The sequence below is a fragment of the Mesorhizobium amorphae genome (assembly GCF_014843845.1).
Classification (GTDB): domain Bacteria; phylum Pseudomonadota; class Alphaproteobacteria; order Rhizobiales; family Rhizobiaceae; genus Mesorhizobium; species Mesorhizobium amorphae_A.
The window spans coordinates 17,436-42,380 of the sequence record NZ_JHQS01000004.1; the positions used below are offsets into that span (position 1 = coordinate 17,436).

Sequence of the window (24,945 nt, forward strand, 5' to 3'; positions counted from 1 at the left end):
ATCGGGCAATGCCATGAGCACGGGTGTCAGGATGAGGGGGCCGCGCAGAATGTTACCCAGAGATTTTCTTTCCAATCATCATGGTTGGAGAGATTCAAAGGCATAGCCATAGGATATTTTCGAGTGCCCACGCTCACATAGGCGGGATAATTACAGCGAACACGTGCAAGATGCCTGCCGGTATCTTCATACCTGATGGCGCCGCTCGCGTCAGTCTCGACTAAGCCAATAGCGACGTCAAAGTCGTAGTCCCCATCTTGCGAAATGCTATTATCTAGGACGCTGAGCTGGACCGACGTGGCATCTGGAAACGTGGCAGCGTAAAAGACCAGTTGCTCCGCTGCTATCGAGGGCGTAGCCACCAAAACGCCGGCAAAAAATGCAATGGCGCGCATGTCCTCCTCCCGAGGATCGAACGATACTATCACCTATCGCATCTATGTTCGAATCGGATCTCTGTGCCGGTATTGGGCCACGCCGATGGCGACGCTGCGCTGATTGCTTACGCGCGCCATATGCTGGCAGGCCGCCCGCCGTCCTTTCTACGTGCCCCGGCCATGCCGGCAGCGCAGGCCCTAGCGAATGACCGCATCACCCTGACTGAAACGTGAGCGCTCAAGGCGGTAGTGGGTCATCGTGGCGCTGATCGAGGCGAAGGAAGCCGAGCGACCTGTAGTGCGCGGCCCGTACAAGCGATGCATAAGAATGCCGCGATGGAACCTCATCCGGATGGCAGCGTTAGCGGTTTAGAGGGTCTGTGGATGGCGGACGAGCCCAATAAACTCCAATCGGTGGACGGGCCGCTGGACGACCCAGTGATTATGCGGCTAATCAAAGAAACAGGCATCACCCAAGAGCAGGCTCGCGAGATTGTCAGCCTTTTGGGCACCGTCAATTGGTCGTCGCTCATGCGAGAAGCGCGGTTGATAAAACCAAAACGCTGAATTTTTTCAAACTGACCCCCTCGTCAAGGCTCTTTTCTTGCGCTGCACCATATGCCATAGAGCCTGTGTGAAGTTCCGGATCTTATTGCCCCGTCTGCTTACGATTCTGGCTGTCGTGAGCCTTCTGGCCGCGCCGATGGTGACACCGTCTGCTGCGGCAATGATGGTTGTCGATCCTATGGCGACGACAGTGGATATGGCATCCATGCCGGACGGCATGCCGTGTCCTTCGGATCAGAGGCAGCAACTACCTGATTGCCAGAAGTCCTGTCCCCTCGCGACCTTGTGTATCGCCAAGTGCTTTCCGAGCGCGTCGACGACCGCAGCAATCACGCTGACCCGGTTATCAGCTGCTGACCTGATCGCGCCTGGCAATGACATCGGACGGGATCTCCTGCCTAGTCCGCCACCTCCCAGACCTCCACGAACCTGAATTCATCGACGGCTCCATAGGGGCCGTTTGTCGCTGCAGGGCTGACGGCCTTGCGGCGAGAGTCCGTGGTTTTGGCATCAGCCTGGCCACCAACCCGCCGTGCATTCCGCGCGGCCGAATGATGAACTTTGGGAAAATCTGACAATGAACTTTTGCAATGCGAAGCACGTCGCAGCCGCGGCGCTGATCGGTCTTGCTGTCGGCGGTGCCAATTCGAGGGCCTGGGCTGGGATCGACGATTATGAGTTTCAACTCGTTCAAGGCGCGATCAAGAACGGCGATGGCGCGATTGTGGCTGTCCGACTCATCGACAAGCGCTCCGGCAAGGTGGTGCCCGACGCGGTGATTTTTGCCAAGCGCGTCGACATGGCGCCGGACGGTATGGAGATGATGGCGGCGCCAATCGAGTCGTTGCCCTCGACGGAGCCCGGCATCTATCGGTTCAAGGCCAATCTGATGATGCCAGGTGGCTGGCGCCTGTCGCTCGGCGCCAAGGTGCAGGGCGAAACCGGGTCTCTCGAAAACAAGCTCGAATTCAAGGCCACGCCATGAGTCGCGCAGGCCGTACCGGCCTCACCCTCGCCGCCATAATGGCGGCGGGGGCTGGAGGCTATTGGTTGGGGCATCGCAATCTCGCGCTGCCTGCCACTCCATGGCTACAAGCTGTCGCCTGGTTCGAAGGCACTGCGACGGCCCCGGCGAGCGCCAATCCTGCGCCCACCGGACCCGTGATATACTACCGAGATCCGGACGGCCTCCCGGCCTATGCGGCAACTCCGAAAAAGACCGCCGATGGGCGGGACTTCCTGCCCGTTCTGGCCGGGGAGGACCTGAGCTTCGAGGACAAGCCGCCGGCCGCCGCCGCGACCGTCGCCGCTACTCCTGCGAACGGCGAACCGAAGCGGATCTTGTACTACCGCAACCCAATGGGACTGCCGGACACATCGCCGGCGCCAAAGAAGGATTCGATGGGGATGGATTACATCCCCGTCTACGCGGGCGAGGACGACGACGGTTCGACCGTCAAAGTCGCGACAGGCAAACTGCAGCGGACCGGCGTCCGGTCGGAGGTCGCCACCGAGCAGGTGATCGTTCGTCCGGTGCGGGTGCCCGGCACCGTGCAGCTTGATGAACGGCGCATCACAGTGGTCGCAACGCGCTCAGATGCCTTCATCGACAATGTAGCGGACGTCACCACCGGCGATCGGGTCAAAAGAGGCGAGCCGCTGATGCGGCTGTATTCGGCCGAGATCGCCACGGCGAGCGCCCAATACCTCACCGATCTGAACGGAAGCGGCCGTGCCTCGGCCGGGGCTCGCCAGCGCCTCGAGAATCTTGCGGTCCCACCCGATGTGATCGCCACAATCGACCGCACCCGCCAGGTTCTGACTTCCATTACCTGGAGCGCGCCGCGCGATGGCGTGATCCTCGAGCGCAATGTGGTCGAAGGCATGAAGGCGTCGCCCGGCGACGTGCTCTTCCGCCTCGCCGATGTCTCGACCGTCTGGATTGTCGCCGACGTGCCCGAATATGAACTGGGAGCCGTGAAGATCGGCGCCGTCGCCACGATCCGGGTGCGAAGTCTGCCCGGCCAGAGCTTCAGCGGCCGTGTCGCCCTGATTTATCCGCAGGTCGCCAAGGAAACGCGCTCGACCAGCGTGCGGATCGAGATTCCCAATCCGGATGGTGTGTTGCTGCCGGACATGTATGCCGATGTCGAGATCGGCAGCGGCAGCAATGCCCCGGTCGTCGCTGTCCCCGACAGCGCGGTGATCGACACCGGCACGCGGCAGGTCGTGATCCTCGACAAGGGCGAGGGCCGGTTCGAGCCGCGAGAGGTCAAGATCGGCCTTCAGGGCGGGGGCTTTACCGAAATCCGCAACGGCGTTGCCGCCGGCGATCGGGTCGTGGTCTCGGCCAATTTTCTCATCGACGCCGAGAGCAATCTGAAGGCTGCGCTGAGCGGCATGACGAGCGCGGAGACTACGCCATGATCGCCCGGCTCATCGCGTGGTCCGCACGCAATCTCGTCCTGATCTTCGTCGGTACGGCCTTCGCAGTGGCCGCCGGAGCCTATGCGCTGAAGACACTTCCGCTGGACGCCATTCCGGACCTTTCGGATGTTCAGGTCATCGTCTACACCGAATATCCCGGCCAGGCGCCGCAGGTGGTCGAGGACCAGGTCACCTATCCCCTGACGACGGCAATGCTGACGGTGCCGAAGTCCAAGGTGGTGCGCGGGTTCTCCTTCTTCGGCGTGTCCTTCGTCTATGTCATCTTCGAGGACGGCACGGATCCCTATTGGGCACGCAGCCGCGTACTAGAATATCTCAACGCCGCCGCGCAACGCCTACCGGCTGGCGTCACGCCGGGCCTCGGCCCCGATGCGACCGGCGTCGGCTGGGTCTACCAGTACGCCGTCGTCGCCAAGGACATGACGTTGGCCGAGTTGCGGTCGCTGCAGGACTGGGTGGTGCGATACGCCGCCTCCAAGGCGGAGGGGGTCGCCGAGGTCGCGAGCGTCGGCGGCTTCGTCAAGCAGTACAACATCGTCGTCGATCCGTTGCGGCTGCGCGCCCAAGGCATATCGCTCTCGATGGTTCGTGACGCCGTACGCGCCAGCAATCGGGATGTCGGCGGGCGCACGTTGGAGCTTTCCGAATTCGAGTTCATGGTGCGCGGCCGCGGCTACATCAAGTCGATGGCCGATATCGAAGACATCGTCCTGAAGACGGATCAGGGCGTGCCGCTGCGCCTCAAGGACGTCGCCAGGGTCGAGATCGGTCCCGACGAACGGCGCGGCATCACCGAACTCAACGGCGAAGGCGAGGTCGCGAGCGGCATCGTCCTGCAGAGGTTCGGGGCCAATGCCCTGACTGTGATCGAGAACGTCAAGCAACGCTTGAGCGACATCGCCGGGAGCCTTCCCAAGGGTGTCGAGATCGTGCCGGTCTATGATCGCTCGCAGCTCATCGAAGCGGCGATCGAGACATTGAAGCGCACACTAGCCGAGGAAAGCATCATCGTCGCCCTGGTTTGCGTGGTGTTTCTCCTTCACCTGCGCAGCGCGCTCGTCGCCATCTTGATGCTGCCGGTCGGCATCCTGATGGCGTTCGGCGCCATGAAGGCCATCGGGCTCGGCTCCAACATCATGAGCCTCGGCGGCATCGCCATAGCCGTCGGCGCGATGATCGATGCCGCAATCGTCATGATCGAGAATGCACACAAGCATCTGGAGCGTGCTCCGCCCGGCAAGCCGCGAGTACAGATCCTGATCGATGCGGCGAGCGAGGTCGGTCCGGCGTTGTTCTTCAGCCTCCTCGTCATAACGGTATCGTTCCTGCCGATCTTTACGCTCGAGTCGCAGGAAGGCCGGATGTTCGGTCCTCTCGCCTTCACCAAGACCTTCGCCATGGCGGCCGCAGCAATCCTGTCAATCACGCTGGTGCCGGCCTTGATGGTGGTCTTCGTGCGCGGCCGGATCATCCCGGAACACAAGAACCCGATCAATCGGTTCCTGATCTGGATCTACCGTCCCGTCATTCGCGGCGTCCTGAAGGCGAAGACGCTCACCATCGCGCTCGCGTTTGTCGTGCTTGGCGTCTCCGTCTGGCCGGTAAGCCAGATCGGCTCGGAATTCATGCCGAGCCTGAACGAAGGCACGCTGATGTACATGCCGACGACCCTGCCGGGGATCTCCGTCACCAAGGCGGCGGAACTCCTGCAAATGCAGGACCGAATTATCAAGTCTTTTCCGGAGGTGGATTCGGTCTATGGCAAAGCGGGCAGGGCTATGACCGCGACCGACCCGGCCCCCACCGAGATGTTCGAGACCATCATCAATCTGAAGCCAAAGGATCAATGGCGGACTGGCGTCACCATCGACAGCCTGAAGACCGAGATGGACAAGGCTCTGCAGTTCCCCGGCGTCTCCAACGCCTGGACCATGCCAATCCGCGCCCGCATCGACATGCTTTCGACCGGCATCCGGACGCCCGTCGGCGTCAAGGTGTTCGGCACCGACCTCACGCAGATGGAACAGATCGCGCGCCAGATCGAAGCGGCCCTCAAAACGGTTCCGGGCACGTCGAGTGCCTATGCCGAGCGGGTTATTGGTGGCTACTATCTCGATATCGTCCCGGATCGCGAGGCCCTTGGCCGCTACGGCCTTGGCGTCGGCGACGTCCAGGACGTCATCGCGACCGCGCTTGGTGGCGAGACCGTGACGACCACCGTCGAGGGACGTGAGCGATATGGGGTCAACATCCGCTACCCCCGTGATCTGCGCTCGAATCCACAGTCGATCGCCACCGACGTCGAAGTGCCGTTGCCTGGCGGCGGCGCCATCCCGCTCGGCGAGGTGGCCAAAGTCCAGCTCACGCGCGGCGCGACCTCGATCCGCACCGAGAATGGCCAGCTCGCGACTTACATCTTCGTCGACATCAACGGCCGGGATCTCGGCGGCTATGTCGCCGACGCCCAGAAGGCCGTCGCGGAAACGGTGAAGCTGCCGCCCGGCTATTCGGTCGCCTGGAGCGGGCAGTTCGAATATCTGGAGCGAGCCGCGGCGCGCATGAAGATCGTCGTGCCGGTCACGCTGCTCATCATCTTCCTCCTGCTCTACCTTAACTTCCGGGCGCTCACCGAGACGTTGATCGTCATGCTGTCCTTGCCCTTTGCCCTAGTCGGCGGGATCTGGCTGATGTGGTGGCTTGGCTTCAACATGTCGGTGGCGGTCGCGGTCGGCTTCATAGCGCTGGCCGGCGTCGCCGCCGAGACTGGTGTCGTCATGCTGATCTATCTGGAGCAGGCCATGGCCGAAGTGAAGGCCGAGCGGGACGCGCACAAACAGCCGTTCGTCCGGGCAGATATCTATGAGGCGATCATGCTTGGCGCAGTGGAACGTGTCCGGCCGAAGATGATGACTGTCGTTGCCATCATGGCCGGTCTGGTCCCGATCCTCTGGAGCACAGGCACCGGCTCGGAAGTGATGCAGCGCATCGCCGTACCGATGATCGGTGGTATGATCTCATCTACGATCCTGACTCTGGTAGTGATCCCGGCGATCTACGGGTTGGTCAAGGGATGGCGGATGCCGAAAGGCATTGCATCGACGACGACCGACAAGGTTGCGCTCACGGAACCTGCAATGTTTGACCTCGCTGCCGAATAATGGAGGCCGCAATGATGAACGAGACGATGGGGAGCGGGATGATGTGGGCACGGGCGCCGCAGTCTTGCTGGTCGTCATCGTGGCGCTGTTGATCGCTGCGGTTTCTGCAGCGCTCGCGCAGCCTGGGGTTTTCGGTCGACGCTGCTGTCGCTCTATCACGATAGGGAGCGCGAGAGCGTCGACGTCAAGGCAAGCCAGGCTGGTGGAGATCGACAGGAAGATCGCCGAAATGGTCGGATTGCGCCATCTGCTGCAACACCTGGTCGAGCACTGCCACGGCGGCGAGCGGCCGGACTGCCCGATCATCGACGAACTGGCGGGAGAAGGCATGGTGCAGTGAAATGGATCGCCGCCGCGATCCGGTCGCTGGCCTGCACCGCCACTGCCGCTTTGCACACAGTTAAATTCGTTTGTGCTAATGTATTGCCCGCCATGCACAGTCGCGCATGACGAACATTGGGAGGATGCGATGAACACCATGAATCGTAGATCTGCAATTGCCCTCGGTATGACGGCTGCCGCGGTAACGCCTCTGTTTACCCTGGCGACATCTGCCAAGGTCAGGGAATACGGTCCGACTGAAGGCAAGGAACTGGCGCCGGGCGTCAGGGTGGTGGAGGTCGGCACCGGGAACGCCGACATTCCCGCCTACAAGAGCATCGCAATCGTCGACGTGGTCTTTCAGCCCGGAGCCGTGGTTCCTGCGATGGTGATGGACAACGACATGGTATGCACGATTGTTTCCGGTGAATTCACCATCAAGAAGGTGGACAAGGAATTCAAGCTCAAGGAAGGCGACATGTACACTTGCGCCAAGGGCAAGACCGACGAGGCGACGAATACAAGCGCAGTGGTTGGCGTGCATCGCCTTGCCGTCCTGATCCCTGCTTAGGAGATGCAGGAGGCCTTCGATGCCCTCCTCCATGAACCGTTCCTGCCAGCGCCAGACGGTCGTCTTCGCTGTCCCGGTTGCCGCCATGATGGCATTCGTTCCCAGGCCTTCCGCGCTGAGCAGCACGATCCGGGCCCGCCAGACATGCTTCTGGGCCGAATTGCGGTCAGCGGTGATGCCCTCAAGCCGACGACGATCAGCATCGCTGAGTGTGATGGAAATCCCAGTGCGCATACCGCAGACTCGCACACGCCGCCATCTGACGGAATCCCCTTCGGGACTCATCCGTCTCGGTCATACCACTAGGTCATCGCCCTTCAGCACCCTGACAACCGGTAGGCGGATACGCATCGGGTCGACTTTGGCGCCGTTGACGATCATTCGCTCGCACTATGCGGGTCCGCCAAAGCGGCCTCCGGCCGGCTAATCGGCACTTCGTCCAACGACGTTTTCTTGGCAAGGGCCGCTGCGCCGCGGCTTTGGAGAAGTTTCCGGAAGCTTGGGTGCATGCCTCCATCTGAATAGGCATGAGCTTCGATAGTTGCGCCGGAGGCGACAAGCTGCGTGCATCGGCATCGTCTCGAGCGGCCACAGCATCATTTTCCGAATTCAGCACCGGGGGACATGAAGCGAGCGGATCGCGTGGATCGCCACCTTCAAACTCGGCGTCGAAAACATAGCGTCCTGGCAGTAGGAGATCTTCGGCGGACGGCCTGTGACTTCAAAATTGTCATAACCCTGCTTGAGATTTTTCCAAAAATCAAAATTGGGACTATTTCGGTTCTTCGCCATATTTTCCGGGATCATTCGGAACGGAAAAGCCTGTACCTGAAACGACGATTGGCCGCCTCTTATGGCTTCCCGGACGACCGAATAAATTTCCGCAACGCCGGTATCCGTGAGCGCAAGGCAACCCGATGAAGAGCAAGCACCATGGACCATCAACGCTTCGCCGCTGTAGCCAAGGGCACTTTCCAGCTTGTTCGGGTAACCGAGATTGAAGGAGAGATAATATTGCGAGTTCGGATTCATCATGCCCGCGGACACCTGATAAAATCCCTCTGGCGCCTGACGGTCGCCATTCCTGGTTTTGGGTCCGAGTTTGCCGGACCAGCGGCACATGGGAAACGTCTTCAAGAGCGCATACCGCCCCGAGCGATTGCGTTTCCAGATCTCCAGCTCACTCTCATCCTTGAAGATCGGATCAGAATCGGATCGGCCCGTGTCATTTTCCGCCTGCCCATATCGCTGACGAGGCTTGCATTGATTGGCTGGTTTGCCTTGTCCGCGACGTCAAGTGCAGTCGAAACGCATCCTGAAATGAACATGGAAAGCGCGGACAAGGTCAAGAATCTGAACAGTTTCTGCAGCACCGTAATATCGTCCCTAGGATCCAGTTCCGGTCCGGCCGCGTTATGTCGCGAGTTGCTGATAGCGGTAGCAGCATTCTCCGTCAGCAGGGTTAACGAAATTTGCGGCTTCTTCGACCCTGGTCAAGAGAGAAAGGAACTGCGTGATCATCAACCGATGAGGCCGCATCCGAGTATCTCACCTGGTACATCACAGGATTCGGGGTTGTACCCACGCTTCATTAGTAATCAGGTTCACCCTCCGCTCCCGCAGCCATCCGACAGGTCCCAGACCTCTACGATCTGCTTGCCGGTGAAACCGTGCTCGCGGACCAGGAACTTCGCCAGTCCGCCATACACTTTCCAACGCCAGCATTGGCAACAGCATGGTCCCTTCTCTTCGGAATTTGCCATGGCATAGTCGTAGGCCTGCTGTTCGGCGCTGGTGAGTTTCACATCGTAGTAAGGCATCATCTTCTGCGCGGTCGCCGCCGGGATGTCGTAGGGGTCCTGTGGGATCATCGCGATGTCGCGGTATTTGGTCAGGCCGTTCACCTGCTCGACATAGCGCTTCAATTCCATCGGGCTGCAACACGAGCCCTTGATCCGCGAGATGCTCGGCATGGTCGCGATCGACTCCGTGAACTTGGCCGAGCAGGTGCTGTTTCCATTTTGGCTGAGATCCTGGAAACGGCTCGCCAGGCCGGGGTCGTCCGCGGCGAATGCCGAATTCGAACCTTTGAGGAAGCCGACAACCGTAGCGGCGCCAAAAACGCCGCCCACAACAACCATTCGTCTGTTTGGGCACATTGTCCGTATCATGGCGAATTCCTTTTCCGGCCTTCAGCCGATGCGCGTGAAAATGGGAAACTGCTCGAGCAGCCAAAACGAGAATGTCGACATCTGTCCCGTGATCATGGCGAGCCCCATGACCACCATGATTGCGCCGGCCGCCGGTTGCAGCAGCCGGCCCGCCTGGCGCATCGCCTTCAGCCGCTGCGTCAGACTGTCGGTGAACAGCGCGGCAAGCAGGAAGGGAAGGCCGAGGCCGAGCGAATAGATGGCAAGCAGAGCCACGCCGTCGGCCACCGTGGCCGATACGGCGCCTACGGTCAGGATGGCGCCGAGGATCGGGCCTATGCACGGCGTCCAGCCGAAGGCGAAGGCAAGGCCGAGAACATAAGCCGATGCCGCCTTGCCGCCGGGGATGTCGGCATGAAACCTCGCTTCGCGCATCATCCAGGACGGGCGAACGAGACCAGTGAGGAACAGTCCGAACAGGATGACGATCGCACCGCCGACAAGATTGAGTTCGTAGCGGTAGCCGATCAGCATTCGGCCAACTGCCGAAGCGCTGGCGCCCAATACGATGAACACTGTCGAGAAGCCGAGTACGAAACAGAGGCTGAGGCCAATCGCCGGCAGCCGGAGCGCCATACTGCCGTCGGCCGGCACCGCCATCGGCGTCCGCCCGGCGACATAGGAGACATAGCCCGGCACCAGCGGCAGCACGCAGGGCGATAGGAAGGACAGCACGCCCGCCGCGAAGACGCTCAGCACGCCGATGTTGGAGATTTCGGGCATCGATCAGCGGTTCCACATTGCTGTTGGAGTCCTCACTTCGGAACGGCTCGCGCCTGCTCAATCAATTTCTTCATCGTTGCAAGGTCGGTGGCGCCAGGAAAGATCTGGTCGCCGACGACGAAGCCCGGCGTTCCAGTGATTCCCAGTGCCTGGGCCAGTTGCGTATTCTTTTCTATCGCCGCCTGGATCTCCGGAAGCTGCATGTCGGTCTTCAGGCGGGGAATATCGAGGCCGACCTCTGTGGCGACTTTGAGCACCACAGCTTCGGTCACCCGGGTTCTGGCATCATACAGGGCCTTGTGGAATTCCGCGTATTTGTCCTGGCGCTGAGCGGCGAGCGCCGCCTTGGCCGCGAACATGGAATCCGGGCCAAGGATGGGGAATTCCTTGTAGACGATCCTGAGCTGCGGGTCGTCGGCCACGGCTTGCGCCATGATCGGCACCACCTGGCGGCAATAGGGGCAATTGTAGTCGAAAAATTCGGCCATGGTGACATCGCCGCTGGCGTTGCCGCCGACCGGGCTGGCCGGGTCACGGAAAATCTCGTCGGCCTTGGCCGCCAAGGCGGCTTTCGCCTCTTTTGCCGCGGCCTCGCGCTGGCGGGCGTCGAGGCTCTGCAGCGCCTCCATGATGATCTCGGGATGCGCGAGGATATAGTCGTGGATGCGCTGGTCGAATTGGTCCTGAGACATCTCGCCCGCGGCGATTGCCTGACCGGGGGGACCGAGCGCGAGCCAGGCCGTTGCGCAGGCAAGCATGAGGACACGGGCCATTTTGCCGGTGGCTCTGCTCAATGACTTGGACTTGTGGATCACAGCGTTCTCCTTCCCTCTGTTTCGCCGGACCGCCGGCACGTGCGAATGGTGTCTCAGAACATGCCCTTGATCGTCGCCCACCATCCCGTTCCCTGCTCGTGGTGCAGACGCTCGACATTGTTGGTGAGCGCATTGACGAAGGTGACCAGATTGACCGGCGCGAAATTCAGGCCATGAAAATTCGCCTGCCAACGGCCCTCCTTGTCGATCACATGGGTGACGATGCCATGCGCCTGGATGCCATCTTCGGTCTTGGTGAATGTGTGCCCGAAGGCTTCCGCCAGCTTGCGGGTCGCATCCTCCGGCTGATCCGGATTCGTGGTCAGGAACAACCAGTTGACCGGATCGAGCCCGTGCGTCGGCCCGTAGCTGCGCAGCACGTCCGGCGTGTCTCTCGACGGGTCGGTAGTGACGGTCACAAAAGTGACCTGGCCCTTCATCGGTGTGCTGTTCACCATTGTCTGGATGTCGGCGATCTTCTCGGCATGCAGGGGGCACACGTCCTGGCACGATATGTAGATGAAGTGGAGGACGACGACCTTGCCGCGTAAATCGGCCAGCCGCACGACGTGCCCGTCAGCGGTGCGCAACGTGAAATCGGGCGCCGGCTTGTCGATCGTCTGGAAATACTTCTCGCCGCTCTTCAGCATGGCGTCAATTTCGTCGAGCGAGTGGGCCTGCGCCGGATGCACAAGGCCCGCGATCAGCGCCGCGATAGCGACCAGGCTTCTCAGCAATCGTGACCATTCACCGAATGCCGACGAAACGCAGAAAGCCTCCGGCTTGTCTTGGACCCGGACGGGCATTAGTCCTTGCCTTTCAGATCGGCCGACAGCGTTTTCGGGCCGTCGGCGCCTTCGACTGCCTTGTCCGAAACGTCCCCGGTCGAGCATGACCGGCTCGTCATCCGGTTCATGCACAGGCCCAGCGCGCACATTGCTACGCACGGCAAAACGCTGAGAAGGAGAGGAGCAACCCCCGCCGCGACCAGCCAGCCCCAATTGAATGCCAGGCCTGCGACGATCACGACCGCGCCGGCAACGACAAGGCCACGGCGGCCGCCGAGATAATGGCGAACGGCGTGAAGAACGTCGCGGCCAAAGGGAAGCCTGCGAAGTTCGGGACGATGCTGTGTTGGGCATATCTGTTTCTTTCTCAGTTGGCAGCGACGTGGCTGCGGATGAACGTGATCATTTCGGGTGCATCCCATTCGGCCGGGCCAATCAGCCGGCCGATTTCCTCGCCCTCGCGGTCGATCAGCAACGTCATCGGAAGGCCGAGGGCACCGAGCGTGAACATCGCCTTGCCCGATGTGTCGATGTTGAGGGCAAGGTGCTCGATGCCGATCTCGGCAAAGAACGTTTTCACCTTGTCCGGACCAGCGCGATCCATCGACAGCGCGACGACTTCGAAATCCGGCCCACCGAGTTTGGCCTGCAGCCGGTCGAGCGTCGGCATCTCTTTCCGGCAGGGCGCGCACCATGTCGCCCAGATGTTGAGCAGCACGACCTTGCCGCGGAAATCAGCAAGCGTTTTGGGTTGCCCGTCCACGGCCTGGAATTGGATTTCCGGCACCGGCACGGGGGTCTCGTGAACGGCAAAGTTCTGCGGCGGTTCGACGGCGGCTGCGGGCTGCGCCACCGCGAGCATCGCGCAGAGGAGGGCGTGAGCGAGCATCTTCATGGCTGCCGTTCCTTCGCTTCGGCCCTTAGGCGCTCGACCAGCGGCAGGATCGTCTTCTCAAGTGCCCCTTGTGTCACCGCGCCGATGTGCTTGTAGGCAATGCGACCGTCGGCGCTCACCACGAAGGTTTCCGGTATGCCGTAGACCCCCCAGTCGATGGCGACGCGACCGTTCAAGTCCGCGCCGGTGCGCATGTAGGGATCGCCCATCGTATCGAGCCATCGCGCGGCGTCATCGGGCCGGTCCTTGTAGTTGAGCCCATGCAGCGGCACCGTCTTGCCTGCCGCCAGCTGCATGAACACGGGATGCTCCTCCCGGCAGGCCAGGCACCATGACGCAAAGACATTGACCAGCGAGACCTCGCCCCGGAGGTCGCCGCTCGACAAGCCAAGCGCGCGGCCCTGGACCGGCGGCAGGCTGAACTCGGGCACCGGCTTGTCGATCAGCGCCGAGGGAATATCGGACGCGTTACGCGTCAGCCCCCAGCCGAGCAGGACGGCCATCCCGGCGAAAATCAACGCCGGCAGGGAGACGGCAAGCCGTCGCCACGTGGCGCGCGGGACGGCGGCCACATCGGATTGAACGACGTTACCGCTGGTCATCATGCATCGGTCCGATTGTGATTCCACGGCCCGTCAGCACGTACCTTGCGAGTGCCGCGACGGTGAGCACCAGAAGCAGTAGGAGAAGGATGCCGGCGACAGACAGGAACGTCATGGCAAGCCATGTCCTGGCCGGGCAATCGGACATGTTGGTCAACATCGTCGTGCCCTTCACTCTGTCGCGTAGACGGTGGGCGCCTTGCCGTCCTTGGTGAAGGCGTAGATCGTCCAGGTGCCATCCTTTTCGCCACCCATGCCGGGCGCGCCCGTCGGCATGCCGGCCAGCGTGATCCCCGTGATCGCGGGCCGTTCCGTCAGCAGCTTCTTGACGATTTCGACCGGCACCAGGCCGTCGATGACGTAGCCGTCAACCATCAGCGTGTGGCAGCCTTCAAGGTCGGCCGGCACGCCTGCATCGCTGCTGATCTGGGAAAGATTGTTGACGGGCTTGACCTCAACCTTGAAGCCGTTGTGTTCAAGGTAGCTCGCATAGGATTCGCAGCAGCTGCATTGCGGGTTCTTGTACATCACCGCATTGATGGTTGCCGCGACCGCGGGCAGCGGCGTTGCGATCAGGGCGGCAAGGGGGGCGAGGCGGTAGGTAAGTTTCATTGCAGTTCTCCTTGGTTGAATGGAAAGTTCAGGTTACTCGGAAGACGGTCATCAGGCCGGCCATCTGGTGGTCGGCGACATGGCAGTGCAGCATCCAGTCGCCGGGATTGTCGGCGACGAAGGCGCATTCGATTACATCCTTGGGGGCCAGTAGCACCGTGTCCTGCCATTGCCGGTGTGACACCGGCGCGCCGTTGCGCGACAGTACCAGCATGCTGAAACCGTGGATGTGCATAGGGTGCCACCACGCGGTCTCGTTGCGCATGGTGAGATGGCAGCTTGCGCCGCGTTTCAACATGAACTGCGGCGCCATGCCGACGTGGCCGTCGCCGGTCATCGACATGCCGTTGATCGCCCAGGCGGCACCTCCGCTCATGCCGGGCATTCCCATACCCATCATGCCGCCGACGCCGGCAAGCTTTCCGCCGCCCATCATGCCGCCCTGCACCACGATCTCCTGGCGCATTGCGCTGGCAAGATCGGGGGTGGGCAGCGGATTGCGCGGCAGGCCGACGGGCGCGTCGAGCGGATGCGCCCTGAGCGGCGGCGCCTTGTCATAGGCAAAGGTCGTCAGCGTATAGGCAAGGCCGTCATAAAAATCGTCGATCACGGCGTGGCGGCTGCCCGGGTCGCCCTGCATGTCGAGCACGATGTCGATGCGCATGGCCGGCGCCAGCACCAGACGGCCGTCCTCCGGCTCATGCGGCTCGCAGGGCTGGCCGTCGATCGCCACGACGACAGGGCGGTGGCCCTCGAAACGCAGCGCCATCATGCGGGCGAGCGAGGCGTTTGCGAGCCGCAGCCGAACGCGTTCTCCAGCGCTCACGTTCTGATCGCCTGGCGCCATGCCGTTGATGGTGACAAGATTGCCGACGCGGCCGGACATGGAGGCGTCCATTGCGCTGCCGAAGCCGCCTGCGATCTGGTCGTCACTGGAGAGGCGCCAATCCTGCAGAAGCCACAAGAGGTCGCGGTCCAAGGCGACGGGCTCGGCCTCCTCGATGATCAGCGCACCGGCGAGCCCCCTGCCGAGTTGAACCAGGCTGTTTGCATGCGGATGGAACCAGAAGGTGCCGGCATCCGGCGGCGTGAATTCATATACGAAGCGTGCGCCCGGCTTGATCGGCTTCTGGGTCAGGCCGGGCACGCCATCCATGGCGTTCGGTAGGCGGATGCCATGCCAGTGGACTGTTGTATCCTCGTCCAGCCCGTTCTCGACGGTGATGCGGACGGGCTGCCGCTGCCGCAGGCGCAGCGTTGGGCCGGGGACAGTGCCGTTGTAGGCCCAGACAGCGGTGGCCGGGCTGCTGGCGCTGGCGAGCCGCGCCTGGCCCGGCGCAACCTTGATCTGGCGTTCGTCTCCGGCGAAGGCGCGCGCGGGACCTAGCGAGGCGGACACGGCCGCGCCCGCTGCTGCGGCGAGAAATCCGCGGCGCGAAACAGCAAAACTGAAATCGGTATTCACTCTTGAACCCTTTTGAACCCGCGAGACCGATGGCGCGAAGCGGCATCGGTTCTCGTCATTGCGATCTGCGATTGATCGTGGCAGGCAGAATGCGCGCAAGGACAATCAAACGCGGAAGCCGCCCGCTCAACGCAGGAGACGCGGCGTCAGATCAGATCGCTGGGTCTGGGAGGGTATGGGTCGGGCAGGGAACTTCGCCCGTGCAGTAACGGCGTGGGCAGCGCTGACGGCTGCCGCACGCGGGGAGCTGTCGTCATGGCAAGACCCTGCGGCAGCACCGCAAGCACGGGCGCGATGCAGGTCGGCGAACAGTGCATCGGATTGCCATTGTCACCGGTGTCCTTGAGGCAGGCTTTGCAGTCGCCCTTCATGCCGTCATCCGCCATCTTGGCCATGCCGGCATTGGCGGCCATCGCCATCCCGTCGTCGGCTGTCATTGTCATCGCAGCAGACATGGTGCTGGCCTGAGCGGCGGACATACTAAACCCGGCAGTCAGCAAGACCGCGAGCAACATAACGAGGAGATGTTTTGGCGACAGCCGGGCCATTATGCGCTCAAGCTGACTGCAAAGGGCGGCTTTTGCAAGTCCCAACCCCGTGATCGCCCGATGCTGGGACATCAAGACCGCTCGGCATGGCTTGGCGCGATTTCGTCAACTCTGACAATCCCCGCTGCCGCAGGAGGCCGACCGGCCGCCCGCGCGCCTCCTGGACCGGTGGACACGGCACGTCTGCATAGGAGCAGAAGACGCAACAGTCCCCTGCCTTCGGCCGGAGCAGTGACAGCCCGCTGTTTCGCGACCTGGTGATGACCAGCCTGCCATTGTCGCTGCCAATGCTCGTGATGCTGCGCTATGCGGCTCCACTCCGGCCGACGGCGGTTATCTTGATGGGTAGCCTGGCCGTTGCCGCGATCACGGCGACGGCGCTGTCGCTGTTTCACGTCATTGACGCCACCGCAATGATCCTTATGTGGAATGTCGGTACGGCTGCGCTGTTCATGGAGTATATTCGGACGGAGAATGTTCCGGTGGGTCGCGCCCCGGACGCTTTCTACCCGAGATTGAGGCCCATGGATCGTCAGAGGAGGCGGCCCCACTAGCCGCGACTTGGATCCCTATTCGTCGCTATCCTCGTCGTTGGTTTCATCGTCGGATTGGCTGTTCCGAGTCGCATCGTCCGTTTGCTCTTCAACGTACGCTTGGCAGCCTTCGTTGAAGGATTGGCTATCTCCATCGCAATCCCGCTCGTCGGTGATGTCGTTCCTTGCCGCCCAATCGTAGCCGGCCTCGTGGCCCGAGCAGTCATCCGTGCAATCGTAACCGTGGAACGTCTCTTGTGCGTTTGCCGTGGCGCCGAAGGAACCGACTAACGCAAGGGCGCCGGCTGCGACAAAAATTCTGATCATCAAAGTCACTCCTATCGAAGCCCCGGCGCCGAGTAGTTTGGGACCTTGGCGAAGATGAGGCCGGCCGATGGCGCGGCCTGTTTCATAGATTGCTGATCTCTTGGCCAAGGCGAGCGAAAAAATGCCCCAGCGTGGGCTCACTTTCTCGCGCTCCTTGCCATCGCGAAAGACTGCGCTGAAGAAGGGCCAGGCCCGGTCGGTAAAGCTTGCGAATCCGTAAGTCGCTGATCCAGGCGAAGCTAGTTTACGGGTCACTTTCAGCAGCGCACGTCCCAATTCTGCTGCTCGGGATCGCCGAACGACCGGCAGCCGAGTACGACGGGCCGTCCTGTCGACAGTGTGGATGTCCCTCGACGAGCGCGGCGTCATGTTCAAAAAGACGGCACATGCCAGCGAGCGGTGATGGCAGCGGCGTTGAGTTGAAGGGCCGTCTTTCCGGACATCGGGCGGGAACATGGAGCGAAACCCGCCACAACGGAAGCTGCGGCAATGGTAGCCACGACGGTATCGGCCTGCGCTGCGGGAACCTCGGTCGCTCCAAAGGCGCATGACGGCTTCAAAGCTCCTCGAATCTTGGCCGCTCGGCGGTTCAGCAAGTCACACGACGGGTGGGGATGGGAGGCGTCGACGGTGGGCGAATGCAAGATTGGCGTTAGGAGCGGGCAGGTCGATGCTCGGCCTGGTAATGTTCGCAGATGCCTATTCTCGGTCGCATCCGACGACCACCCGCTCGCGCCGCGACTTGAAGAGCATGATGCAAAACCGCTCTTTCGTTTGATTTTCCGATAATTGACGGACGTCGACTTCGTGCTCGACCGGCCAGCCGCCACGACCCGCACAAGCCTCCTGAACCCAGGTTGAACGCTGCCTTCAGCGTCGGTTCGATCGGCATCTCCTAGAAAGAAGCCGTTCAACCCGCGGTCCCGTCCGCCTAAGGAGACGCTCTCATGATCCGTAATTCTTTCATCGCAACGGCGCTCACCGCCCTTGTCGGCATTACCGCCGCAGTCCCGGCCATGGCTAACGACGTGAGCATCGAGCAACATGGCTGGTCGAACTCGGCTGGCGGCGCCCAGAACGGCTTCAGAAACCGCATCCGTGTGTACCAGAACGGCCGGTTCAACAAGGTGATCGGCCGGCAGCACGGCCGCCACAACCTTTCGGCCATCGGCCAGGACGGCGTTGGCAACTACGGCGCCACCTACCAGAACGGCAACCGCAACGTGGCCGGCGTTGGCCAGTTCGGCTCCAACCACACGACCATCCTGACCCAGGACGGCAATGGCAATATCGCTGCCGGCGTGCAGGTTGGCCACGGCTGCGATGCCAATGTCAGCCAAGGCGGCAGCGGCAACGTCGCCGCCTTCGTCCAGGCCTGCCCGTAAGCGAACCACCGGCCAGGCGGTCGCGGAAAAGTCCGCGGCCGCTAGCCAACGCCAGGAGAAGAACCATGCCACGCATCATCAAGTATCCCCGCCGCGTCATGGCTGCCCTCGCCCTGGCCCTGATCCCGGCCGGCGCTTTGGCAACCATTGCTACCGCCGACCAGTCCGTCGGGCCAGCGCGCTGCGAAATCCGCGTCACGCCAGACGGCGACATGGTCTCGCTGGAGGCGCTCGCCTATGCGGACAGAAAGGTGAGCGGCACCTATTCCTTCCATGTCGAAAGCGCCGGACAGACTGGCGGAACCAATATCGAGCAGGGCGGCGCCTTCAGCGCTGCGCCCGGCAGGCCTGCCACGCTCGGCGCCGTCATGCTCAACGCGAAGGGCGCGGTCTATGACGCCAGGCTTGAGGTCACTGTCGACGGCAAGAGTATCGGCTGCACCGACCGGATCGGCGGTGCGACCTGATTCGCACCGGCCGAGTTTGCCAAAAGGGCGTCGGGCGATCGGCGCCCATTTATGTGCAAGCCAGCCATGAAAAGGGCGGCTGAATGCAATCTGAACGCCGGATTCCGGCAAGGTTCAGCCGCCAAATGAGAAGCTTGGCTATGGGCTGAGGCAACCGGAAAATGGAGAACCAGGATGACCCGCAATATGTTCAAGACCCTTACTGTCGCTCTCCTTGCCGGCAGCATCGGCCAGCCGCCGCTGTCCGCACCGGCCTTCGCAGGAGGTTCGGTCTCGGTGACCTATGCCCCGGCCAACGCGCGCGACGGAAGCGCCTTAGCGACCGGTCTGCGCTTTTATTCGCTGTATCGCGGCCTGCACGGTGCCAGCATCCGTCAGTCCGGACACGGCAACGCGACTGGCATCGCCCAGAACGGGCGCGGCAATGTGGGCATCATCCAGCAGAAGGGCAACGGTCATTCCGCCACCCTGCAGCAAAACGGCAACGACAACGCTTACGGGATTTTCCAGTTCGGACGGAACACCAATGCCAATGTCGACCAGAACGGCAATGGTAGCAGCGGCGCTACCCTCAGCTACGGTTGGTAGTGGTCACGAAGATGGATTTTCCGCCAGGTGGTGTTAGGGAGCCGCCTGGGTGGCGCGAATACGGAACTGGCCAAACTGGCCACCATGCCTCCGACAAAGCCATGCGGCCGGAGCCATCCAATCCACAGCTGATCTCCAAGATTTCCCGAAAAATATGATGTTTTTAATCAAGTAATGTATTAGCGCCTTTCCAAACTGCGCCTCGGGGCGCGACCCGACAGCTCGCAGCGCGGATTTGGGAAGATGGTATTTACGCAACGATTTGAGAGCTTCGGCGCCAGTCCTGCGCTGATTTTCCCCGATCGCGAACCAATCTCGTACGCTGAGCTTGCCCGCCGCGTTGCGGCGCAAGCCTACAAGTTCGGTGGCGAAAAAAGCCTGATAGGCGTCGTCGCGGAGCCGAGCGAACATGCGGTCATCGCCTATCTGGCGGCTCTGCACGGCGGGCACGCCGTCGCCCTGTTGCCGCCTTGCAAGTCGTCGGCCCTGGATGAATTCGTTGCAGACTTCTCACCGGATGCTGTGTGCCGGCCGGTGGACGGCCGCTTCCGCTGCATGATGGGATCCGTCAATCCGGACGGTGGCCTCCACGCCGATCTGGCACTCCTGCTCGGCACCTCGGGCAGCACCGGCAAGAGCCGATATGTCCGATTGTCGGCCGGCGCCGTTCAAGCCAATGCCAGCTCCATCGCCAGCTATCTCGAACTTGAGGAGCGGGACAGGGCGGCACTCATCCTGCCGTTCCACTACTCCTACGGGCTCTCGGTCCTGAACTCGCATCTGACCGCGGGAGCGAGCATCTACTTCCCCCGCAGGGGTGCATCGGATGCAGACTTCGTAGAAGAGCTTCGCCATGCCGGCTGCACCAACATCAGCGGCGTCCCCTACTCGTTCGAGCAGATGGATCGGGCAGGTTTCCTGCGGCACGAATTGCCCGCGCTGCGTTTCATGACGGTTGCCGGAGGACGCATGCCACCGGATCTTGCCACGACGTTCCACCGCCATCTCGCCGATCGACAAAAACGCTTTTTCATGATGTACGGGCAGACCGAAGCGACGGCCCGGATCGCCTACGTCCCTCCGCACCGATTGGAAGGCAATGTCGGGTCCATTGGCATCGCGATCCCGGGCGGCTCACTGCGGCTGGTGGATGACGCCGGCAATTCGATAGAGCAACCAGGCCAGCCCGGAGAACTCGTCTACGGCGGACCGAACGTGATGATGGGCTACGCCAGCCAACGTTGCGATCTCGCAAAGGGAGCCGGGATCGCCGAGCTGCGCACCGGCGATATCGCCACAAGGGACAAAAACGGCTTCTTCACGGTGATCGGCCGGCTGAAGCGAATGTCGAAGATTGCCGGCCTGCGCCTGAGCCATGAAGCGATCGAGGCTGCGCTCGACGAAGCCGGGATCGCGGCCGCCGTCGTGGGTGACGATGATCGCATCCTGGCGGTGGTGACATCCGAACACGCAGATGAACAGGTGCTGCCGGTCTTGATGGCGGCAACCGGCTTGCCGCGGCCGCATCTCGAGGTCGAAAGGACGCAATCCCTGCCGCGCCTCGCTTCGGGCAAGGTCGACTATGCTTCGCTGCGTGCTCGCCTTCAGGCCTTGCGCCCGCCGCCCCGTGCCGGCGTGCTCGCGGCTTTTGCAAGCGCCTTTTATCCGAGACATGTCGGCGTCGACGACACATTCGAAAACCTGGGCGGCGACTCCCTTCTCTACGTCCAGCTGTCGCTTGCCTTGGAACGCGAACTCGGCAGCGTTCCGCCGGGTTGGGAGACCATGCGGATTGCCGAGCTCTGCCGCGCCGGACAGCAGCCCGGCGAGCGTCAGTCGGTCGACAGCCAACTTGTCCTGCGCGCCGTCGCCACTCTGATGGTCGTCGTCCATCACGCCTCGCTCTGGCCCATCCCCGGTGGCGCCGCGATCCTGGTCATGCTGGTGGGATACAGCCTGGCGCGTTTCCAGCGACAGAGGCTGTTTGCCGGCGACGTTGCCGGCGTGTTGCGCCCGCTGGCACTTGTGCTCGTACCTTACCTGCCGATCGTGGCGGGGTTTTCGCTCGCCCAGGGTGAGATCCTGTGGCCGTCCTTTTTGCTGATCGGCAATCTTGGCTTCGTCCAGCCACCGCACATGATGCCGTATCTCTACTGGTTCGTGGAAGCCTATGTTCAGATCATGCTTGTCTGGGCCGCCTTGTTCGGCATCCCGAAACTGCGCGCCTTTGCCGGAAGCCACCCATTTGCCTTCGGAATGATCCTGTTGGCGGCCGCGACAGCGGCCAAGTTCCTCGTCCCCCTTCTCTGGAACATTGGCGGCCCGCAGATCTTCACTTTGCCCGACGTCTTCTACCTCACGGCCCTTGGCTGGTGCGTGCACTTCGCCACCTCCCGGCAGAAGCGGCTGACGTTGGTCGTGGTGGTGACTCTGTTGTGCCCGGTGCTCGCCTGGATGGGGGGCAATTGGCTCGGCTCCTGGGTGAAATTCGCCTCGGTGTTCGGCGCCGTTCTCGTCCTCGTCTATGCGCGGCGCATCGCATTGCCGGCCAGGCTGGCGCAAATGGTCTTGCCGATCGCCGCCGCCAGCTATCACATCTACCTGTTCCACAGGATCGTGCCGGAATGGCTGCTGCCCAGCCCGGACGTCGCTATTTCACAGCCGATAGTGACGATGACGGCGGTCGCTATCGGCCTTTTATCCGGACTGGGAGCTTTCGCGTTGCAAAGACTGCTTGCCATAAGGCTCTCCTCGCAATCGATTCACCCTTGGGGTTTTGCCCGAAAGGATGCCGCTGATCCTGTGCGAACGTAACCGATGGGTCACGTCGATGGGGGCGCAGTCTCCGGGCTTCAATCTCCTGAGGAAGGCTTCACCCAGCTGAAGCTGTCGTTTGAGCTGCATCATCAAGTGAATGCCGTCCGGCTTGAGCCTCACCGATGCGCCAGGCGGCACCTCGCTATGCCATTTTCGATTTTCTCCTCATGAAACTGAACGTTTTCAGCAACCGAGCTCGACGCGTCAATTAGCCCGTCGCTCTCCGATCCGTTGTTGACAAGGGTCAGATAGGCGGCGATGCGCCCTTGAGGCTGGCTCTCGCCCAGGCGCGTTCGACGACGATGCTTCCAGACGTATCAGCAGCGACCGACGCCCATGTGCCGATAACAACCACTATTGCCGCAATAAGGTACCTCATCAGATTGGCCTTTCACGTCGTGTGTCCGGTCATGCATTTCGGCAGCCAATTGGCCAGTTGAGAGGCGAGAGCTATCTATAGCCGTTCAATTGCTCGGCAAGGCCAGCACAAAGGAGGGGCCACGAACCCCGGGAAAGTCATTGCCGTCATGCGGTGATTCATCTGAATGCAGCGTGACTGGATTGCGGGGAAGCTTGAAATCCCTCTGCAGCGGTGCGTGGAGGCAGTTTGGGACGTTAGGTTCTCGCCGCCACGCATTGAAGTAAAGCTACCCAGGAATATGGAGGCAGCGAAATGGAACCGGAAAAAAGTGAAATCAACCGACGAACCGCCGAAGGATAGGGCCGCAAAGATCGTGCTGTATTGCCGAAGCGGGCGTATGAGCGAGATAGCAGCGCGGGAACTGACGCAACTCGGCTTCAGCCAAGTATCGCATCTATCGGGCGGAATGATCGATTGGAAAAAGAGCGGCTACGAAGTCGTTGAGAAGTAGCCGTGTCCGGGGGAATCGACGGGCACGTAGGTCATGCCCGCGGCAGAAGCTTGGGCGATTGATCGCATCACCTGACGGAAACGTGAGCGCTCAAGGCTCATTTCTTGCACTGCACCATATGCCATAGAGCCCGTGTGAAGTTCCGGACCCTATTGCCCCGTCTGCTGACGTTTTGGCTGTTTTGAGCCTTCTGACCGTGCCGATGGTGACACGTCTGCTGCGGCTATGATGGTTGCCGAATCCTGTGCGACGACAATGGCGGATATGGCATCCTTGTCTGACGGCATGCCGTGCCCTTCGGGCCAGAGGCAGCAAGTACCTGACTGCCAGAAGTCCTGTCCCCTCGCGACCTCATGTATCGCCAAGTGCTCTCCGAGCGCGTCGACGACCGCAGCAATCACGCTGACCTGGTTGTCTGCGGCTGACGTGATCGCGGCTGGCAATCGTTGTTGGCTTTCCCGTCGAACTGCACCTGATAGCTGACCTCCATCTTGCCGAACGGAAGCGAGAAGGCGACCGAGATTGCTTTCTGAGGGATGTTGTGTTGCAATTCCTGCAGAAGATGTTGAGTTCGCGCGGAAAGACTGCACATGTATGGGTAGAAGCGAGCACGTCGACTTTCAAGTGAGGAACGGCATTCGGATTGCCGCAGCACGCTACCTGGTGCTCCGGGCTGTTGAGGACCGTTCGAGAGCTGAATCGTTCATCCATAAAAATCCGACCACATGGCGAAAGGCAATGTTCCAACTGCTGGATGAGGCAGCACGCGGCGTGGCAGATGCGCAGTTCATAGAGGCTCTCAAGCTGAGCGGCGCGATCGGGCACGATGGGTTCGTCTCGACCCTCTCGATTTACCGTTGGCAAATGATGCTCGAGGCCGCGAAGGATGATTGGTGGCGGCTTGCTCCGAAGCACGGCAACGGCGATGAGATAGACATGGTGCGCCCTTCGGAATCGAAGCTTATAGATCGCTTTCTGCACCGACACAGGTGCGGTGCGCGCCAGGTGAGCGCCGGTTGAAGGAAGTCCCCAAAGCTTGCCTGTCTACCGGCGCCCATCTCTAGCCGTGCGCGGTCTGGCTTTTCGATCCGGGCCAGATTTTTTCCCACTAATTTCTGCGCCCGAGCAAAGCTTTTCCCCCGCAGCGTTCGCCGAGGGAGTGGGGAAATAGAAAGCGGCAGAGGCCGTACCCAAAAGGCCTGCTTCCTCTGTGTGGCCGTCTTGAAAGAGAAAGAGGACCATCGTGGCGAGATCCCGTGCTTCCGCGCTGCCGCGTTCGAAATGCCGCTCGACACAGAGCCGGTCGAACACGCGCTGGCATATCTGCGGATCAGAAGGCCACAAGGCAGCGAGTTGATGACGCTTCAACATCAGGTGTACCCCCATTTTGGAGCCATCTGCCGTAAGTACGCCGCTTCCAACGGGAATTAGATATTGCGAGCGTCGGAAGTCAAGCCGGCCCTTTGTTAGCGATTCTAAACCTCGCAATATTGGAGGTCACCGCGTTTTGTCACCACGCGCCGTGCAACCATAGCCAGAACATGTCAGGGGGGTGCTGGGCTCAGGACCTATTAAGCGGCTTGCGGAGGTGGTTATCGGTTGATTCAATGGCGGCGCGAGGAGGCGCTGCCGTGAGTGATCTGATTTGGTTGTCGGAGGCCGCAGATGCGCCGGATCGAGCCGCATTTCCTGCTGTCGCATGGTGTGCCGAGGGTCGATGATCGTCGCGTCGTCAGCGGCATCATCTTCGTGATCAGGAACGGGCTGCGCTGGCGCGACGCGCCGGCAAAGCAAAGCCCTCCGGCCGACATGGTATGATACGAACCTTCGAGCAGATGCGCTTTCTTCCATTTGGC

At 61.6% G+C, this 24,945-nt stretch carries 25 protein-coding genes and 5 pseudogenes; 14 read left to right on the forward strand and 16 right to left on the reverse strand.

What is annotated here, in order from left to right; genetic code table 11:
- Positions 1-26 precede the first annotated feature (26 nt).
- Positions 27-395, reverse strand: coding sequence for a hypothetical protein (locus tag DH08_RS00550; protein ID WP_192177402.1), 369 nt, complete (start codon positions 393-395; stop codon positions 27-29).
- Between the two features lie 318 nt (positions 396-713).
- On the opposite strand from DH08_RS00550, the gene DH08_RS00555 reads away from it, so the two are divergent.
- The 6 genes and pseudogenes from DH08_RS00555 to DH08_RS00580 all read left to right on the forward strand — a co-directional run bounded on the left by DH08_RS00555 (position 714) and on the right by DH08_RS00580 (position 7,442).
- Positions 714-944 carry a hypothetical protein gene (locus DH08_RS00555; RefSeq protein WP_192177403.1) on the forward strand — a complete coding sequence of 77 codons (231 nt, stop codon included), beginning with the start codon at positions 714-716 and terminating at the stop codon, positions 942-944.
- 577 nt (positions 945-1,521) lie between these two features.
- Positions 1,522-1,929: a FixH family protein gene (locus DH08_RS00560; protein ID WP_192177404.1), complete on the forward strand. Its 408-nt coding sequence runs from the start codon at positions 1,522-1,524 to the stop codon at positions 1,927-1,929.
- Positions 1,926-3,371 carry an efflux RND transporter periplasmic adaptor subunit gene (locus tag DH08_RS00565; RefSeq protein ID WP_192177405.1) on the forward strand — a complete coding sequence of 482 codons (1,446 nt, stop codon included), beginning with the start codon at positions 1,926-1,928 and terminating at the stop codon, positions 3,369-3,371. Before DH08_RS00560 ends, DH08_RS00565 begins: the two co-directional genes overlap by 4 nt.
- Positions 3,368-6,550 carry an efflux RND transporter permease subunit gene (locus DH08_RS00570; protein WP_192177406.1) on the forward strand — a complete coding sequence of 1,061 codons (3,183 nt, stop codon included), beginning with the start codon at positions 3,368-3,370 and terminating at the stop codon, positions 6,548-6,550. Before DH08_RS00565 ends, DH08_RS00570 begins: the two co-directional genes overlap by 4 nt.
- 95 nt (positions 6,551-6,645) lie before the next feature.
- Positions 6,646-6,890 (forward strand): annotated as a pseudogene (locus tag DH08_RS00575) (MerR family DNA-binding protein); the annotation flags it as partial.
- Positions 6,891-7,019: 129 nt separating this feature from the next.
- The gene (locus DH08_RS00580) at positions 7,020-7,442 is read left to right on the forward strand and encodes a cupin domain-containing protein (RefSeq protein ID WP_192177407.1); all 423 of its coding nucleotides are present in this window, start codon (positions 7,020-7,022) and stop codon (positions 7,440-7,442) included.
- Here the strand turns inward: DH08_RS00580 and DH08_RS00585 are convergent.
- The 13 genes and pseudogenes from DH08_RS00585 to DH08_RS36745 all read right to left on the reverse strand — a co-directional run.
- Positions 7,434-7,676: pseudogene (locus DH08_RS00585) on the reverse strand (helix-turn-helix domain-containing protein); the annotation flags it as partial. The gene DH08_RS00580 and the pseudogene DH08_RS00585 overlap by 9 nt on opposite strands.
- Positions 7,677-7,819: 143 nt before the next feature.
- Positions 7,820-8,770: pseudogene (locus tag DH08_RS00590) on the reverse strand (hypothetical protein).
- Between the two features lie 276 nt (positions 8,771-9,046).
- On the reverse strand, positions 9,047-9,583 hold the full coding sequence (locus DH08_RS00595; RefSeq protein WP_246800638.1) for a hypothetical protein: 537 nt from the start codon (positions 9,581-9,583) through the stop codon (positions 9,047-9,049).
- 51 nt (positions 9,584-9,634) lie between these two features.
- Positions 9,635-10,375 (reverse strand): cytochrome c biogenesis CcdA family protein, encoded by a 741-nt coding sequence (locus DH08_RS00600; protein ID WP_192177408.1) that lies wholly within the window; start codon positions 10,373-10,375, stop codon positions 9,635-9,637.
- A gap of 32 nt (positions 10,376-10,407) precedes the next feature.
- Complete coding sequence (locus DH08_RS00605; protein WP_192177409.1) at positions 10,408-11,148, reverse strand: DsbA family protein; 741 nt, start codon at positions 11,146-11,148, stop codon at positions 10,408-10,410.
- A 95-nt stretch (positions 11,149-11,243) separates the two neighbouring features.
- On the reverse strand, positions 11,244-11,927 hold the full coding sequence (locus DH08_RS00610; protein WP_345892323.1) for an SCO family protein: 684 nt from the start codon (positions 11,925-11,927) through the stop codon (positions 11,244-11,246).
- 68 nt (positions 11,928-11,995) lie between these two features.
- On the reverse strand, positions 11,996-12,217 hold the full coding sequence (locus tag DH08_RS00615) for a hypothetical protein (protein WP_246800634.1): 222 nt from the start codon (positions 12,215-12,217) through the stop codon (positions 11,996-11,998).
- A gap of 128 nt (positions 12,218-12,345) precedes the next feature.
- Positions 12,346-12,873 (reverse strand): TlpA family protein disulfide reductase, encoded by a 528-nt coding sequence (locus tag DH08_RS00620; protein WP_192177411.1) that lies wholly within the window; start codon positions 12,871-12,873, stop codon positions 12,346-12,348.
- A complete protein-coding gene (locus DH08_RS00625) occupies positions 12,870-13,475 on the reverse strand; it encodes a DsbE family thiol:disulfide interchange protein (protein WP_192177431.1) in 606 nt (201 codons plus the stop codon). Before DH08_RS00625 ends, DH08_RS00620 begins: the two co-directional genes overlap by 4 nt.
- Before the next feature lie 171 nt (positions 13,476-13,646).
- Complete coding sequence (locus DH08_RS00630) at positions 13,647-14,087, reverse strand: DUF411 domain-containing protein (protein ID WP_192177412.1); 441 nt, start codon at positions 14,085-14,087, stop codon at positions 13,647-13,649.
- Between the two features lie 28 nt (positions 14,088-14,115).
- A complete protein-coding gene (locus DH08_RS00635; RefSeq protein WP_192177413.1) occupies positions 14,116-15,552 on the reverse strand; it encodes a multicopper oxidase domain-containing protein in 1,437 nt (478 codons plus the stop codon).
- A 146-nt stretch (positions 15,553-15,698) separates the two neighbouring features.
- A complete protein-coding gene (locus DH08_RS00640) occupies positions 15,699-16,100 on the reverse strand; it encodes a hypothetical protein (RefSeq protein WP_192177414.1) in 402 nt (133 codons plus the stop codon).
- Positions 16,101-16,251: 151 nt separating this feature from the next.
- Positions 16,252-16,329 (reverse strand): annotated as a pseudogene (locus DH08_RS36745) (GDCCVxC domain-containing (seleno)protein); the annotation flags it as partial.
- 31 nt (positions 16,330-16,360) lie between these two features.
- Here DH08_RS36745 and DH08_RS00645 point away from each other — a divergent pair.
- Positions 16,361-16,654: an NrsF family protein gene (locus DH08_RS00645; RefSeq protein ID WP_428337893.1), complete on the forward strand. Its 294-nt coding sequence runs from the start codon at positions 16,361-16,363 to the stop codon at positions 16,652-16,654.
- 15 nt (positions 16,655-16,669) lie between these two features.
- On the opposite strand, the gene DH08_RS35975 is transcribed toward DH08_RS00645, so the two are convergent.
- Entirely contained in the window at positions 16,670-17,416 is a 747-nt protein-coding gene (locus tag DH08_RS35975; RefSeq protein WP_246800635.1) for a hypothetical protein, read from the reverse strand.
- 491 nt (positions 17,417-17,907) lie between these two features.
- Here DH08_RS35975 and DH08_RS00655 point away from each other — a divergent pair, with 491 nt between their 5' ends.
- From DH08_RS00655 to DH08_RS00670, 4 genes are all read left to right on the forward strand, one after another.
- Complete coding sequence (locus tag DH08_RS00655; protein WP_192177415.1) at positions 17,908-18,345, forward strand: curlin; 438 nt, start codon at positions 17,908-17,910, stop codon at positions 18,343-18,345.
- Positions 18,346-18,410: 65 nt separating this feature from the next.
- On the forward strand, positions 18,411-18,812 hold the full coding sequence (gene csgH / locus DH08_RS00660; RefSeq protein WP_192177416.1) for a curli-like amyloid fiber formation chaperone CsgH: 402 nt from the start codon (positions 18,411-18,413) through the stop codon (positions 18,810-18,812).
- Between the two features lie 174 nt (positions 18,813-18,986).
- A complete protein-coding gene (locus DH08_RS00665; RefSeq protein ID WP_192177417.1) occupies positions 18,987-19,400 on the forward strand; it encodes a curlin in 414 nt (137 codons plus the stop codon).
- A gap of 243 nt (positions 19,401-19,643) precedes the next feature.
- The gene (locus tag DH08_RS00670) at positions 19,644-22,214 is read left to right on the forward strand and encodes an AMP-binding protein (protein ID WP_192177418.1); all 2,571 of its coding nucleotides are present in this window, start codon (positions 19,644-19,646) and stop codon (positions 22,212-22,214) included.
- 119 nt (positions 22,215-22,333) lie between these two features.
- On the opposite strand, the gene DH08_RS37275 is transcribed toward DH08_RS00670, so the two are convergent.
- On the reverse strand, positions 22,334-22,504 hold the full coding sequence (locus DH08_RS37275) for a copper chaperone PCu(A)C (protein ID WP_192177433.1): 171 nt from the start codon (positions 22,502-22,504) through the stop codon (positions 22,334-22,336).
- Between the two features lie 258 nt (positions 22,505-22,762).
- On the opposite strand from DH08_RS37275, the gene DH08_RS00685 reads away from it, so the two are divergent.
- The 3 genes and pseudogenes from DH08_RS00685 to DH08_RS00695 form a co-directional block, all read left to right on the forward strand.
- Complete coding sequence (locus DH08_RS00685) at positions 22,763-23,089, forward strand: rhodanese-like domain-containing protein (RefSeq protein WP_192177420.1); 327 nt, start codon at positions 22,763-22,765, stop codon at positions 23,087-23,089.
- Positions 23,090-23,827: 738 nt separating this feature from the next.
- Entirely contained in the window at positions 23,828-24,109 is a 282-nt protein-coding gene (locus DH08_RS00690) for a hypothetical protein (protein WP_192177421.1), read from the forward strand.
- Positions 24,110-24,720: 611 nt separating this feature from the next.
- A pseudogene (locus tag DH08_RS00695) lies at positions 24,721-24,889 on the forward strand (transposase); the annotation flags it as partial.
- Positions 24,890-24,945 lie beyond the last annotated feature (56 nt).

Coding starts and splice junctions, on each gene's coding strand:
- DH08_RS00595 (WP_246800638.1), bottom strand. CDS start 9,583: ATGGTTGTTGTGGGCGGCGTTTTTGGCGCCGCTACGGTTGTCGGCTTC.
- DH08_RS00605 (WP_192177409.1), bottom strand. CDS start 11,148: ATGGCCCGTGTCCTCATGCTTGCCTGCGCAACGGCCTGGCTCGCGCTC.
- DH08_RS00685 (WP_192177420.1), top strand. CDS start 22,763: ATGCAGCGTGACTGGATTGCGGGGAAGCTTGAAATCCCTCTGCAGCGG.
- DH08_RS00665 (WP_192177417.1), top strand. CDS start 18,987: ATGACCCGCAATATGTTCAAGACCCTTACTGTCGCTCTCCTTGCCGGC.
- DH08_RS00655 (WP_192177415.1), top strand. CDS start 17,908: ATGATCCGTAATTCTTTCATCGCAACGGCGCTCACCGCCCTTGTCGGC.
- DH08_RS00570 (WP_192177406.1), top strand. CDS start 3,368: ATGATCGCCCGGCTCATCGCGTGGTCCGCACGCAATCTCGTCCTGATC.
- DH08_RS00690 (WP_192177421.1), top strand. CDS start 23,828: ATGTTCCAACTGCTGGATGAGGCAGCACGCGGCGTGGCAGATGCGCAG.
- DH08_RS00600 (WP_192177408.1), bottom strand. CDS start 10,375: ATGCCCGAAATCTCCAACATCGGCGTGCTGAGCGTCTTCGCGGCGGGC.
- DH08_RS00580 (WP_192177407.1), top strand. CDS start 7,020: ATGAACACCATGAATCGTAGATCTGCAATTGCCCTCGGTATGACGGCT.
- DH08_RS00555 (WP_192177403.1), top strand. CDS start 714: ATGGAACCTCATCCGGATGGCAGCGTTAGCGGTTTAGAGGGTCTGTGG.
- DH08_RS00620 (WP_192177411.1), bottom strand. CDS start 12,873: ATGAAGATGCTCGCTCACGCCCTCCTCTGCGCGATGCTCGCGGTGGCG.
- DH08_RS00560 (WP_192177404.1), top strand. CDS start 1,522: ATGAACTTTTGCAATGCGAAGCACGTCGCAGCCGCGGCGCTGATCGGT.
- DH08_RS00670 (WP_192177418.1), top strand. CDS start 19,644: ATGGTATTTACGCAACGATTTGAGAGCTTCGGCGCCAGTCCTGCGCTG.
- DH08_RS00625 (WP_192177431.1), bottom strand. CDS start 13,475: ATGACCAGCGGTAACGTCGTTCAATCCGATGTGGCCGCCGTCCCGCGC.
- DH08_RS00645 (WP_428337893.1), top strand. CDS start 16,361: ATGACCAGCCTGCCATTGTCGCTGCCAATGCTCGTGATGCTGCGCTAT.
- DH08_RS35975 (WP_246800635.1), bottom strand. CDS start 17,416: ATGTTCCCGCCCGATGTCCGGAAAGACGGCCCTTCAACTCAACGCCGC.
- csgH (WP_192177416.1), top strand. CDS start 18,411: ATGCCACGCATCATCAAGTATCCCCGCCGCGTCATGGCTGCCCTCGCC.
- DH08_RS00565 (WP_192177405.1), top strand. CDS start 1,926: ATGAGTCGCGCAGGCCGTACCGGCCTCACCCTCGCCGCCATAATGGCG.
- DH08_RS00550 (WP_192177402.1), bottom strand. CDS start 395: ATGCGCGCCATTGCATTTTTTGCCGGCGTTTTGGTGGCTACGCCCTCG.
- DH08_RS00630 (WP_192177412.1), bottom strand. CDS start 14,087: ATGAAACTTACCTACCGCCTCGCCCCCCTTGCCGCCCTGATCGCAACG.
- DH08_RS00640 (WP_192177414.1), bottom strand. CDS start 16,100: ATGGCCCGGCTGTCGCCAAAACATCTCCTCGTTATGTTGCTCGCGGTC.